The sequence below is a fragment of the Tumebacillus lipolyticus genome, assembly GCF_042682745.1.
Taxonomy (GTDB): Bacteria; Bacillota; Bacilli; order Tumebacillales; family Tumebacillaceae; genus Tumebacillus_A; species Tumebacillus_A lipolyticus.
The window spans coordinates 702959-717310 of sequence record NZ_JBHUIO010000005.1 but is presented as its reverse complement, the minus strand read 5'-3'; the positions used below and the strand labels follow the sequence as shown (position 1 = coordinate 717310).

Sequence of the window (14352 nt, the reverse complement as noted above, 5' to 3'; positions counted from 1 at the left end):
GTAGCAGTTTCGCTACCTTGTGTGTGTCGTCGACCGTATCGGTCAAGGCTTCCGCATCGAGCTCGGCGAAAGATTCATGCAGTTTGCCTTGAAGATAAAGTCGAGTTGACACAAAGAAAGGAGGTCACTGCCAGAAGTAGTGATCTACTCCTTGATGCAAGTGGTGACAGGATCTTACTGAATTCCCCATATTTCAGTTCTGCCAGACCCCCTTGCACAATTGATCATAACAACCGACAGAAACAACAACAACGTTTAAAAAAATATAAATATTTATATATATAATTGAACTATGAATATAAAAGGAAAAGATGCCGGCATGCCGAATCTACACGAATAACGGGCTTGGCGAAAAGTTCGGTCAAAAGTACAAAGGTGGAAGGAGAATGATGAAGAATGAAAAAAGCGGTTGCAATCACAAGTCTGTTGGCATTGGCACTTCCGGTTGTATTGGCTAGCTCTGCCAATGCTTCTGACAGCAAGGTTCTCGGGGTGAACTCGGATGGCTCCAAGGTACGGATCGACTACCCGATCGATGCGCAAACACAAGCCATCATCAAAGAGAAAGAGAAGCTTGTCCAAATGCATAAAGAAGTGAGGGCAGGCAAACGATCCAAGCAGGAAGTTGACAAGGGAGTGGAAGAGTTCGGGAAACGTCACGGCGGAATGAAGCGCTCCCCCACCGCTTCGAGCAAAGCGGATGATCCGTCGACTCTTCAAACGATGGTGTCAGCAGTTGAGCCTGAAGCAGCGCGCTACTCGAGCAATTACATTACCAACTTGATCCAAGAAGCGCAGATCAACGGTTACTATTGTGGACCGGCGACTGCCAGCGCCATCATCAAGTCGAAAGGTATCCAAGCGAGCCAGAGTCAGACGGCCGCTTATATGGGCACCAATACGTACGGTGAAACACCTTGGTACAACGGCACGTACCCGATGCGGGATGCACTCAATTACTACATCAGCGGCAGTTGGTACTCGCCGTACGGCACTTCGGTTACAACAACAGAGTTCAAAGACAAGGTAACGTTTGACATCGACTACGGCTATGGTGTAGCGGGTGATGCCTATCAGGTGCCGAATGGACCACACTTGAATGGTCATCCGGACAACCAGACCATCTTGCATTGGTTCGCCATCGACGGATATTCGGCATATGGAGATAGCACGCATTATGCTGATCCAGCATCGGGGTGCAGTGCTTTAACGTGGGGCAACCAAGTACCGAGATATTCGACTTTGACTACGACAAAAGTTGCCACGATTGTGGATGGGAGAGGTATCATATGGTAAAAAAACTGCCTCTGTCAGTGATCTCAGCTCTTGGATTAACACTTTCACTGATGGTCGCTGGCTGTGAGAAGGGGACGGTATCCCCGTCCCCTTCTCCTTCTCAGCAAACGATTGGCGAGGAGACTCAAGAGCCAGAAAAGGTGAATAAATTCAAAGTGAATCGCAAAAGTAGTGAACTACCAGAAGTGATTTCTCGTCAGGATGCTTGGAAGGATGCAAAAATAAAGTCATTTGATGCAGTTCTGCCTGATGGCCGTGCGTGGGCACCGATCACTCTAACAGATGCCGGTCTCATTGCTGGAGCGGTGCCAACGCAAAAGCCGGTCACAAAGCCTCTTGATTTGATCGTTTACGATCCTAAGACTGACACGTACGAAGTGATCTCGACACTTTCCGGAACGTCTCAAGCTATCGGTGTCTCGCTGAATGAAAAGTGGATCGTCTGGAGCGAATCTCTCGATAACACCAGCTATGTCAATTGGAAGATGCACGTCTATGACCGTTCAACCAAACAAGACCGTATCGTTGCAGAATCTTTCAAGGATGAGATTGGAAGAGGGTTTGATGGTCCGCTGTGGATGCCGAAGTTATATGGGGATGAGTTTGTCTGGAGCCCGAGCGTCGGCAAACCAACCCCAGAACTAGGGGTTCAGGTTGTTGTGAAAAAATACAACATTCTAACGGACAAAACGACAGACCTCGCCAAACCGGGTGGTAACCCAGCGCTTTCGAAAGACTTCGCGCTGTGGATTGGGCGTGATGATCAAACAAATGATGGTGCGCTCTTCTGGAACAAAGGAGGCAAGAACCAACAAATTACGGAAGGCAAATCCATTTCACATTTCGCAACGGATGGTGAATCGATCGCTTGGTCAGGCTTGCAACGTGGATCACAGGAGCATTGGGAACTCGCATTGATCGATCAGCAGGGAACGGAGAGACTGCTTAAATCCACGAGGTCTGAAGATGCACTGCAATTTCTAACGATGGGAAATCGAATTCTTGGTTGGAAAGCAAATGACAAAGTGCAAGTCTACGACCGCAAACTGGATAAGGTTGTAACATTGGAAGAGAAGGATGCAGAATATAGTGCGGTTCACGTCACCAACAACTACCTGTTCTGGACGACACCGATCCCACAAACTGAAGAGGAGCGTAGACAAGCGAAGCTCAACGGAATCTACCCAACTCGGATTCATTTGCTCGATCTGCAATCCCTAAAGTGAAAACTGGACAGTTCGCCATAGGTTTACTCGACCAACTTACTACCAAAATAGTCATGGTCTTAGTTGAGAGAGAGACCCTCAGAAGTAGACGTAGGAAAACACCTTGAGTGTTCCGAAAGTTACTTTTGAGGGTGCTTTGTTATGGTAATCGAAAGTCAGAAGAAGTAACCCTTATCCGACTTCAATCAAGTTGGCAGATATCTGACTTCATAAGGAGTTGTGATAGTTGTACTTAAAACTTTGGAACGCTTTTAGATACATGATCTATGGTCTGGTATGCGTTAAGGTAGGGAAGTGGAAAGTATTGTAAGAAAAAGAGCGTTTTGTTCAGTACTTAACGGGTGCCAACTACTGAGGCTTGACAATAGGATACGGAGGGGTTGTAAACATGGCAAACCTTAAAAAATGGCCCGTCACGATTGTCACTGCTTTTTTAATTCTGTCTGGTATGATCGTAAGCCAAGCCAACTTTGCAGAAGCAGATCAGACGAGGGCAAAGAAAGAAGAGACACTTACGAAGCTCAAAAAACAAGAAGAAGTAGAACGTGCCAAGCTTGAATCCATGCCTGCTAGTACTCAGGAGGAGCTTGACAGGGCCATTACATGTCATGGAATAAAAGGGTATCCTGCATAAGGGGTGGGTCTGCGTAGGAATGGACGACTTAGGGGAAGACCTAGTGGAAATGGACGCAGATTCTCGGTGGGTTTTTTACGAGACATGTGAAATGTGTGAATATGAAGGAATTCGGTACGTTCATACCATGAAGATTTTCGACTATCACACTGAATTGAGGGTCGGGCAAAAATGGCCGGTATAGCCTAATCCATCCATACGATGAGGAGTCAGGTATTTTTATATTTTCTATAATATTCATAATATTTATTCTGAAATATTACAATACATTTTCCGTTTTACAATTTATTGGTGCAGCATACCAGGTATTAATACATAACTGGAAGCCAGCGATCTACAAGATGGGGAGCTCCAAATAAAAAATTTGAATCCAAAAAACTACACGGGACTTCGACCAAACAGGGCGTGGTCTTTTTTTGTCTAAAATCGCGCGCGGGTATTATTATTTTGTATTATAAAACAAATATTACATTTTTTCTATATACATTGACGTGGTTTGATATTAAGAAGTAAAATAATTTCGTTGTTAAAAAATAGGAAATACAGTAAATAGTTGTATATCAATACAACCACTGATTTTAGTTTCCGTATAGGAGGGCATATTTACGTGGATTTTTCATTTACAGAGCAACAGCAAGCCTTTCGTACAATGGTGCGAACATTTTTTGAGTCGGATTCTGTACAAGCGCAACTTCATCAGATTAAGCAACGCCCGGAAGAATACGATGCCCGCTCGATTTATCGCTTGATGGGCGAACAGGGTCTGCTCGCCGCGAATTGGCCGACTGAGTTGGGCGGTCAGGGGCGAACGATGCTAGAGTCGGCGATCGTCGCCGAGGAAATGTCCCGATACGGGATTCCTGAAGCTTTGCAGGTGATTTCCGTTCAGATCGTTGGCATGTTACTGTTCCTGTCTGCGAGCGAGGAGCAAAAGAAGCGATATTTGCTCCCGATGGCGCGCGGTGAGGAATTTGCCTGCGTGCTGTATACAGAACCGCGTGCAGGCTCGGATCTCGGATCATTGGAAACAAGAGCGGAGCGGCAGGAAGACGGGACCTATGCGATCTACGGACGAAAGGTATACAGCATGAAAACGCATTTGACAGACTACGGACTCTGTGCGGCACGAACATCGAATAAGGGTAGCAAATACGAAGGATTAACATTGTTCATGTTGCCTTTGCGACAAGAGGGCGTCTCGTTGCAACCGATCGACAGCATGGCGGATGAATCTTTTTATCAAGTGCTTCTCGATGGAGCGCGTGTTGATGCAGACGCGATCATCGGCGATTTGGACGGAGCGTGGTCGCTGATCAACAAGGCCTTGGCGGTCGAGCGGACCGGACTTGACTACTATGTGCGCGCGCAACGTTGGTTCGATATGATCTGGGATCAGGCAATGAACTCAGGACAGATTGAGGACGACACGACGTTGATCGAATTGGCCCGACTGAGCAGCAAGCTAGATGCCTCTCGCTTTATGACCTATCGCGTCTTGGAGCAATTGCAAAAGGGAGCGGTTGAAGAGGTCGTGGCAGCAACATCAAAATGGTATGCCAGCGAGTTGGCCTGCGAAGTGGTCTTTACCGGCACAGAGTTGCGTGGATTTGAGGCTTGCATGGCGGACGGTCACGGCTATTCAGACCTGTATGGGAGTTTGGAAGCTGCCTACCGTGAGACACCGGGTCTTACGATCTCGGCAGGAAGCTCTGAGATGATGCTGGAGACGATCGCCCAAATGGGACTTATGGGCAACCGCTAAGAACGGAGGAGAGCCATGAAACTGGAAGTAGATCCGCTAATGAAAGAACTGCAACGCACAGTGCATCAAATCGTGCACAACGGCAAGATCAAGGGCAAATCTGGTATGAAGGAGATCGACAGTCTGTCAGCAGGTGTCGGTCCGGATTTTGCAACTGCGCAAGTTCATGGGCAATTAGTCGAACTGGGGGTGCCTGCGTTCGGCATCTCGGTGGACGCTGGCGGCATGGATCTAGGCCAACAAGTGATGCTGATGGTCAGTGAGGAACTGGGAGCCGTCGTGTGGCAAGATCCGTTGCTGGACACGCTGGTGGCTGCCGATGTGTTATCCCTGTACATCGAGGAACAAGCCCCCCGTCTTAAGGCGATCTCAGAAGGCGAGCTGTCGATTGTGACCAGCGGTGTGGTGACGAACTCGGAGAAAACAGCTCGATTGAGGGTGGAAGACGGGCCGGACGGCTGGACGGTCGACGGCGACGGCGGGTCCGTGCAGCATCTGAGATCTGCGCAGGAAGTCTTGCTGTCGATCCCGTTAGAGGGCGGTGAGTCGTTGTTTTTGATCCCTGTCGACCGAGTCGGCATGAGTTCGACTGTCCGTGTGGATGTGGCGAAATCTCCTTGGTACGACCTGCATTTTGACGGTCTGCATCTGCGGCGGGAGGACTTTGTGGGTCGAGTGGATGAGCGCATGCGCTCTGTGACTGCGCGCGCTCGAATGCGTCAAGCAGGCTTTCTAATAGGGATCGCTGGCGGCGCGCTGTCGGAAGCGGTACAGTACACTGCATTCCGTCGCCAATTTGACAAGCGTATCATCGACAATCAGGCGGTAGGCATGCGGTTGGCTTCACTGTCTGGACGTCTGGAGGCGGTTCGATTAAAAGCGCAGCAGGCAGCGTGGCTGGATGATACGGGCGAGGACGCATTGCGTGCGGCGACGGAAGCGTTGGCAATGGCGGCGGAGTTGGCGTTGGAGTCCGAGCGAGAGTCGTTACATTTTCACGGGTCGTTTGGCATGACGAAAATGGCGTTGGCACATCTGTACTATACGCGGGGTGCAGTCGAAGCAATGCGCTACGGCACTGTGCACAGCTTGTGGCTGGAAGCTGGGCGTCTTCGTGTTGAAGAGGCTAAGGCAAGTAGCCTCCCGCAGACGTTTGCTCAACCGGTACATGCTTGATGGCTTGGACTGTATGAATAGATTTGCAAAGGAGTGTATCGAGTGATCCGAACGGAGGCTATGAAGGAACGCGGCGGAGTTAAGCCGGTGAATCTAGATGAGATGTATTGGAGTCAGTTAAAATACGCGCCGCTGGCGATTGAATTGCCAGTGGATCGCTTGCGATCGGCTAGGCAGACGCTGGCTGTTCAACGGTATGTCTGCTCCTGGCCGACCGTCTTGAAAGATCAGGCGGAGAGGCTTGGTCGCGAACTGCAGGCGGAGCTCTCCGATGTAGTACTGGCCGCTTATGTCACGCTGTTGCATCGGTACAGCCGACAAGAGGAACTGGTGATCGGCATCGACGGTGTAATGCCAATGTACTTGAATCTGGAAGAAGAGTTGTCGTTTGCGCAGTTGGTGTCATATGTTCAGGCGGCACAAGAGGAGGCTCGCTGTCATGTTGGTCTGACCGTAGAGGAGATCGCCGAGGCACTCGGTCTGGACACAAATCCGAGCCGCCACCCGCTCTTCCAAGTTACATTTGAACGGCAGGCGGACCTGATGATGGCGCGGATGGAATCCCCGTACGAACTGTCCTTGCTCGTCAGCGAGGCTGAAGGTGACCTGCTTATGGCGATTGAGTATAAGCAGGCGCTGTTTGAGAGCAGGACGGCCATGCGGATTGCCGATCAGTTGCGCCTGTTGTTGGAAGGAGCGGTCGTTTGTCCGGATGCTCTGCTCGGCGATCTGCCTTTGTTGACGGAAGCGCAACGCAGCCAAATCCTGATCGAGTGGAACAGTAAGCCGGCTCTGCAGAATGGTGAGGAAGCTGTTCACCGTTTAGTGGAGCGCATCGTGCAACAGCAACCTCAAGCGGTGGCCGCCACCTTTGAATCGGAAGAAATCACCTACCGAGAGATAGATGAGCGCGCCAATCAATTGGCCCATTACTTGATCGCTGCGGGGGTACAGCGGGAGGATCTCGTCGGCATCTCGCTCGACCGCTCCTTCGAGCAGTTGGTGGCGGTGCTCGCTGTCTTGAAAGCGGGAGCTGCGTATGTGCCGATGGACCCGATGTACCCGGTGGATCGTTTGGAGTATATGCTAGCAGACGCAAAGCCGAAATATCTGCTCACGGAGAGCTATCTGCGTGGAAAGTGGGGAATCGCACACGATGTCGGCACTGCGCTGTTGTTCCCGCGTGAGATGGAGGCGGTGCTGGCTGAACAGGATCGCCAAGCGCCAAAGACGGATGTGCAGGTGGATCAGTTGGCCTACATCATTTATACATCCGGCTCTACGGGGAGGCCCAAGGCGGTCATGGTGCCACATCGCGGGTTGATCAATATCGCGCTGTCGGCAATCCAGACATTTGATCTGAAACGTGATAGCCGGGTGTTGCAGTTTGCTTCGCTGAGCTTTGACGCATCAGTGTGGGAGATTTTTATGGCTTTGCTCTCCGGTGCTTCTCTGCATCTGACGACCATGGACAGCCTGATCGCCGTGGTCAATGAACGCTTGGTGACGACCGGGCTGTTGCCGCCAGCCGTCTTGAGCGTGGTCTCGCCGGATGATGTGCCGACGCTGAGAACGATCATCTCTGGAGGCGAACCTTGCTCTGCCGAGATCGTCAAACGTTGGTCGCAAGCGGCTTTCTATAATGCATACGGTCCTACTGAAGCGTCTGTCTGCGCGACGATTGCCCGCTGCGAGCCGGACGGGAGAGAACCGTCAATCGGTCGAGCCGTGCCTGGGGCGCGTCTCTATGTGTTGGATGCTCGGCTGCAGCCGGTGCCGGCCGGCATGTCGGGCGAACTGTATATCGGCGGTGTCGGTGTGGCTCGCGGGTACCTCAATCGTCCGAATCTTACAGCCGAGCGCTTTCTCCAAGATCCGTATGCAATGACACAAGGGGCCAGGATGTACCGAACAGGTGACCTCGTTCGCTATGATCGAAATGGTGAGTTGCGATTTATCGGCCGCTTGGACAGTCAAGTGAAGATTCGCGGCCTGAGGATCGAACTTGGCGAGATCGAGTCGGTAATCGCCTCTCATGAGGGAGTGCTCGATGCAGTCGTGACAGTGCAGGATCTGAATGCGGAAGACAAGGTGATCGTCGCGTACTACGTGCCAGAAGATGAAAGTGTCGGATCGATGGAGCTTTACACGTATGCGAGCAGCAAACTGCCGCACTTCATGGTGCCGGCTACCTTTGTCAAACTCGATCAACTGCCGCTAACTCCGAACGGCAAAGTGAACGTCAAAGCATTACCTGTCCCAAATTTCTCGATATCGACAGCGCTGGATAAACTGCAACTTCCTAAAAATAGGACAGAACAGCAGATTGCCAACATCTGGTGTGAGATCCTGCAGATGAAGGAAGTTAGCACGACCGATGATTTCTTCATGCTTGGCGGTCATTCGCTGCGTGCGACGCAGGTGACTTCTCGCATCTGGGAGCGATTTGGCGTGAACGTCTTGTTGACCGAATTTTTCCAATCGCCGACCGTAGTCGGGTTGGCACAATTGGTGCAAAGTCGCGAGCAGTCGGTCGTTGAGGCAGTTGGGCACGCGAATCAGATTCGAAAAGCGGATCACGGCCGCGACTTGCCGCTGTCGTTTACACAAGAGCGCCTTTGGTTTGTGCAGAGCTTAGATCCTGAGTCGGCCGCATATAACATCCCGGTCTCTGTTCGATTGCATGGGGAGTTAGACGTCGAGGTGTTGCGTTGTTCATTGACAGAGATCATTGAGCGCCATGAGGTATTGCGCACCGTCTATCGCGTAAACCGTGAGTCGCCAACGCAGATGGTATTGCCGGAGTGGACGTTTGAATGGGAGATTTCAGACCTACGTGATCTGGTACAGGAAGCGGCAACTGCCCAGTTGCGGCAGATCGAAGAGGCGCTCTTCCGCCGAGTGATCGACATCAAAGCGGGCTTGCCGTTCAGAATAGCGCTCGTGCGGATCACTGAAAAAGATCATCGCTTGCTGTTGAATTTCCATCACATCGCGTTCGACGGGTGGTCGCTAGGTGTCTTGTTCAAAGAACTGGGCACTCTGTACCAACGTAAGAGCAAGGGTAAACATGAGCCGCTGGCACCGCTGGCTTTGCAGTATCTCGACTATGCTGTATGGCTGCGCGAGACGTTTGCGGAACAGTTGGACGAACAGATGACGTATTGGCGCGAACATCTCCAAGGGATGAACGGCGTACTCGAACTGCCGGCAGACCGTCCGCGTCCGCCTGTACCGACTTATCGCGGTGCTCGTCACCTTTTTAAAGTGCCAAGTGCTCTGGCTCACTCGTTGCGAGAACTGAGTCGCCAAGAGGGCGTCACGCTGTATATGACGCTGCTGACCTGCTTTAAGATTCTATTGGCTCGGCTGTCGGGTGAGCGCGACATCGCGGTCGGCACTCCGATCGCCAACCGGACTCGTCCCGAGCTGGAAGATCTGATCGGATTTTTTGTCAACACGTTGGTCATGCGCACCAAGCTGACGGATAAAAAGTCGTTTCGCGAACTGCTGCAAGCGGTACAGATGACTGCGCTGGGAGCGTTCAGCCACCAAGATATACCGTTCGAACGTCTGGTCGAAGAACTGCAACCGGAACGTGACATGAGCCGGAACCCGCTGTTTCAAGTGATGTTTAACATGCTGAACCTTCCGCCGATCCGACTGCAGATGGACGATCTGACTGCAGAAGTCTATGAAGACGGCGGTGTGATGTCCAAGTTCGATCTGACTCTGTATGCGAGGGAGCTTGACGATGACTCGCTGGAGATGGACCTCGTCTACAGCACCGACCTGTTTAACGAAGAGCGGATGGCGGAGTTTGGCCGCCAACTACTCGTGATCATGGAGCAGGCAATTGCTGATCCAGATCGCAAACTAAAAGATTTGTCGTTGCGGACAGCTCACAGCGCGAGTCTGCTCCCGAGTGGAGTCGGCGAGATGGCGGCTGTCGAAGAACTGCCGGTCGCCAGCCGTCTCACACAGACGGCAAAGCTGCTGGACGTCCGCATCGCGGTGGTAGATGCGGAAGGTGAGTGGAGCTACGGGCAGTTGGAAGCCCGCTCGAATCGTATCGCTCACTATCTGCAGGCAAACGGATTGCAGCGCGGTGAGGTAGTAGCGGTCTATGCGCAACGCAGCGCAGCACTGCTCGGGGCGTTGCTCGGAATTCACAAGGCGGGTGGTGCGTTTATGATACTTGACCCGTCCTACCCCGTCGCTCGGCTGAAGGATTGCTTTGATCTGGTCAAGCCGCGTGCACTGCTGCAGATCGAAGGAGCTGGTCCGTTGCCTGTCGATCTCGCTGAGCGGGCAAAGGCCTTGATCTGCCGACTTTCGTTGCGAGGGGATGGCACCGATGTGGCTGACAGGTTGTCTGTTCTGCCGGATGAACCGTTGACGATGGAGATCACAGCTGATGACACAGCTTATATCGCGTTCACATCAGGGACGACAGGAAAGCCGAAAGGGATTGTCGGAACGCACGGACCGCTGTCCCACTTCTTGCGCTGGCACACGGATATGTTCGAGATCACGTCGACAGATCGCTTTGCTCTGATGGCTGGGTTGGCGCACGATCCGCTGTTGCGCGATCTGTTCACCGGTGTCTATGCAGGTGGGATGCTGGTAATCCCGCACCCGGACGATATGCAAGATTCGAAGCGTCTGCGCGAGTTCCTGATTGACAAGGAGGTCACGATCCTGCACCTGACACCTGCCATGGGGACGCTGATCGGCGAAGGGGCGAAAGCAGGCCGATTCACTTCGCTGCGTCTCGCATGCTTTGGCGGCGATATGCTCACTGCGAGTGACGTCCGTGACCTGCAACTGCTCGCTCCAAACGTGTGCTGCGTGAACTTCTATGGCGCGACGGAAACTCCGCAGGCAATGGGCTATGCACTGGTCGATGGTCAGACTGAAAAAGCGCGACTTCCGATCGGCCGCGGGATCGATGGGGTGGAGCTACTGATCATCGGCGACGGCAATCGACTGCTCGGCGTCGGAGAACTGGGCGAAGTGTATATCCGCACGCCGCACCTGTCGAAAGGCTATCTGCACGATGAGCGCAACACCCGCACGAAGTATGTGGCCAACCCGTTTACAGGCGATCCTTCCGACCGACTATACCGCACGGGGGATCTAGGTCGCTATCTGCCGGACGGTCAAGTGGAACTGGTAGGCCGCAGCGATCGTCAAGTCAAGGTGCGCGGATATCGTATCGAGCTTGAGGAGATCGAAGCGGTGATCAGTCGCCACCGCGAGATCTGGGACACGGTCGCCATGCTACGAGAAGACAAGCTGGGCGACAAGCAGCTCGTCGCCTACGTGGTGGCTCCAAAACTTAATGAGGTAAAAGAACTGCGCTCGTTCCTTCAAGAGCATCTGCCCAGCTATATGGTGCCGTCCGCGATCTTGTTGCTGGAGAACATTCCGCTGACTCCGAACGGCAAAGTCGACCAGCGCCAACTTCCGTCACCTGATCATCTGCAATCGGGGGCAGCAGTCTACGAACCGCCACGAAATGAGACGGAAGCGGCGGTGACAGAGATCTGGAAAGAAGTGCTTGGTGTGACGCAAGTCAGCATTTTTGACAACTTCTTTGAGATCGGTGGGCATTCATTGAAAGTCATTCGTGTGCTCAGTCACGTCCGTGAGCAGTTTGGGGTTGATCTACCGTTACGCTCGTTCTTTGAAGCGCCGACAATCGCCAGTCTCGCAGACGTGATTGCTTTGCAACAGGGGGAACTTCTGGACTCTGACGATATCGACCAAGTGATGGCGCAACTGCGCATCATGGCGGGGGGAGATGATGCCAGATTGCAGGAACTGATCGACGCATTGTTAGGAGAGGAAGAAGAAGAACAATAAATTAGAAAGGTGTGGGAATCGGCAGTAGCGGCTGACGATTCCCATATCAGTTGAGGTGTATGTAGTTGAAAAAACTGTTTACCGGCACGCTGTGGAAAGACAAGGATTTCATGCGGCTGTGGGCAGGACTGTCTGTCTCTTTGGTAGGCAGCGAAGTCACCGTGTTGGCGTTGCCCACTATCGCTCTGCTGTTGCTGGGAGCTAGCTCGTTTGAGGTCGGAGCTCTACGCGCTGTAGAGACGATCGCTTTTCCTGTGCTCGGGTTGTTTGTCGGGGTGTGGGCGGATCGGCTTGACCCGCGTCGGATCATGGTGGTCTCCAACTTGATCCGATTGCTGGCCTTGCTGTCGATTCCGATTGTGGCATTGATGTTTGATCTTACGATGATTCAGTTGTTCTTGGTGGCCCTGTTGCTTGGCGTTTGCACCGTGTTCTTTAATGTTTCGTACGCGACGTTTCTGCCGCTGATGGTCAAACGTGAAGATCTGATTGATGGAAATGCCAAGATCACGCTGAGCCAATCGGCTGCGAAAGTTGCCGGACCGGGCTTGGCCGGCTGGCTGATCGGCGTGGTCGGTGCGGTGCAATCGATTGTCATCGACGCTGTCGGATATCTGTTTGCAGCGGTCATGCTGATGCGGATCAAAACCGAGGAGCCAAAGCGTGGAGCTGGTAGTAACGGTGGTCAGGCAGGGTTTTGGTCGATGATGGGCGATGGGATCCGCCTTGTGTTTGGCAATGCGATCCTACGTTCGCTGATGATCATCACAGGGTGCATGAATTTTGGCTTCTCGATGGTGCAACCGATGCTATTGATCTTTGCCTATCAAGAACTTCAACTCACAGCTGGACAGGTCGGGATCATCCTCTCCCTCGGGAGCACCGGTTTTGTTGCGGGGGCATTGGTGGCAAAGCGTGTCACGCTGTCGCTCGGACTTGGCAAGAGCTTGTTCTTCACCTCCAGCCTGATGGGATTGTCGTTGGCGGGTCTAGTTTTTGCTAACTTCGGTTCGCCGGTTGTGCTACTCACTGCGTTCTGGTTCTTGACCTCGTTGGTCCTGCCGATCTATGACATTAATGCGGTTACCCTGCGGCAGTCAGTCACGCCGACGGAGTTACAAGGGCGGATGAACGCGACGATGCGCACCGTGATCTGGGGTGCGATTCCGCTGGGGGCAATGCTCGGCGGAGCGATCACAGGAGCGGCAGGGGTCACCGCTTCGATCTTGATCGGTGGAGGGGTGGTGTTCCTGTCTTCGTTCCTGATCTTGTTCAGCGATCTGATCAAACTGTGTGAACAACCCGCCGAGCCCACGGCCACGCTGCCGAGTAAGCAGGCTATATAAGGAAAGGGAGCGACACGTGATGGATTTCAGCATATTTTTCTTTTCGTCAAACGGAACGACCTCTGAAGAGGACAAATATCGATTGATTAAAGAAGTGGCGAGATATGCGGATCAGCATGACTTTACTGGAATCTGGACGCCGGAGCGGCACTTTGATGCGTTTGGCGGCCTGTACCCGAATCCCTCGACGATCAGCGCGGCATTGGCAATGATCACCGACCGGATCAAACTGCGCGCTGGTAGTGTGGTCATGCCCTTGCAGGATCCGTTGCGAGTAGCCGAAGAGTGGGCGGTCGTAGACAACCTGTCAGGCGGCCGAGTGCAACTCGCGTTTGCGTCAGGCTGGCACGTGAATGACTTTGTGTTGAAACAGGAGAATTTTGCTGATCGTCACGCTGCATTGCAAACTGGCATCGAGACGTTCCACCAACTGTGGGCCGGAGAGAGCGTGATTCGACATAATGGGCAAGGGGAGCCGATCGAAGTCAAAACGTACCCACTTCCGATTCAACCGAAAGTGGAGATGTGGCTCACCTGTCAGGCGGATGAATCGTTCATCACCGCAGGGGAAATGGGCATGAATGTACTGACGAACTTCACGGGTAAACGCATCGAGGATCTCGCGCGCAAAGTGCGACTCTATCAACGAGCACGCCAACGAGTGGGCTTCGACGCGGAGACGGGCAAGATCACGCTGATGATGCATACGTTCGTCGGTGCTGAGGAAGACGTTGTGCGGGAGAAAGTCACGAAGGCGTATACCGATTATCTGACCAACAATTTGAATCTGCAAACCAAACATTTTGAAGCGGCCGGCTCTTCTGACGAGGAGCAAGAGTCGTTGATCGCCCACGCGGTGGATCGCCTGTTCGACTCCAACGGGCTGGTCGGTACGCCGGAGACCTGCGAAGAGATCGTCGAACGGTTCCAATCGATCGGTGTCAATGAGATCGCTTGTTTGATCGACTTTGGGATTGGGACAGAGGATATTTTGGCGAACCTGCCGATGTTGAACGAATTGCGCAAGAAATACCAAGACTGAGA

8 protein-coding genes are annotated in these 14352 nt (G+C 52.7%); all 8 read left to right on the top strand.

What is annotated here, in order from left to right:
- Positions 1-396 precede the first annotated feature (396 nt).
- The 8 genes from ACFSOY_RS08600 (at position 397) to ACFSOY_RS08565 (ending at position 14350) form a co-directional block, all read left to right on the top strand.
- Positions 397-1296, top strand: coding sequence for a C39 family peptidase (locus ACFSOY_RS08600; protein ID WP_386045687.1), 900 nt, complete (start codon positions 397-399; stop codon positions 1294-1296).
- Positions 1290-2522, top strand: a complete 1233-nt coding sequence (locus ACFSOY_RS08595) for a hypothetical protein (RefSeq protein WP_386045685.1) — start codon at positions 1290-1292, stop codon at positions 2520-2522. Before ACFSOY_RS08600 ends, ACFSOY_RS08595 begins: the two co-directional genes overlap by 7 nt.
- Positions 2523-2910: 388 nt before the next feature.
- Entirely contained in the window at positions 2911-3156 is a 246-nt protein-coding gene (locus ACFSOY_RS08590) for a hypothetical protein (RefSeq protein ID WP_386045683.1), read from the top strand.
- Positions 3157-3763: 607 nt separating this feature from the next.
- Positions 3764-4918: an acyl-CoA dehydrogenase family protein gene (locus ACFSOY_RS08585; protein ID WP_386045681.1), complete on the top strand. Its 1155-nt coding sequence runs from the start codon at positions 3764-3766 to the stop codon at positions 4916-4918.
- Between the two features lie 225 nt (positions 4919-5143).
- Positions 5144-6094: an acyl-CoA dehydrogenase family protein gene (locus tag ACFSOY_RS08580; protein WP_386045679.1), complete on the top strand. Its 951-nt coding sequence runs from the start codon at positions 5144-5146 to the stop codon at positions 6092-6094.
- Between the two features lie 42 nt (positions 6095-6136).
- Positions 6137-11962, top strand: coding sequence for an amino acid adenylation domain-containing protein (locus ACFSOY_RS08575; RefSeq protein WP_386045677.1), 5826 nt, complete (start codon positions 6137-6139; stop codon positions 11960-11962).
- A 65-nt stretch (positions 11963-12027) separates the two neighbouring features.
- Entirely contained in the window at positions 12028-13308 is a 1281-nt protein-coding gene (locus ACFSOY_RS08570; RefSeq protein ID WP_386045675.1) for an MFS transporter, read from the top strand.
- A 19-nt stretch (positions 13309-13327) separates the two neighbouring features.
- Entirely contained in the window at positions 13328-14350 is a 1023-nt protein-coding gene (locus ACFSOY_RS08565; protein WP_386045673.1) for a MupA/Atu3671 family FMN-dependent luciferase-like monooxygenase, read from the top strand.
- Positions 14351-14352: the final 2 nt, after the last annotated feature.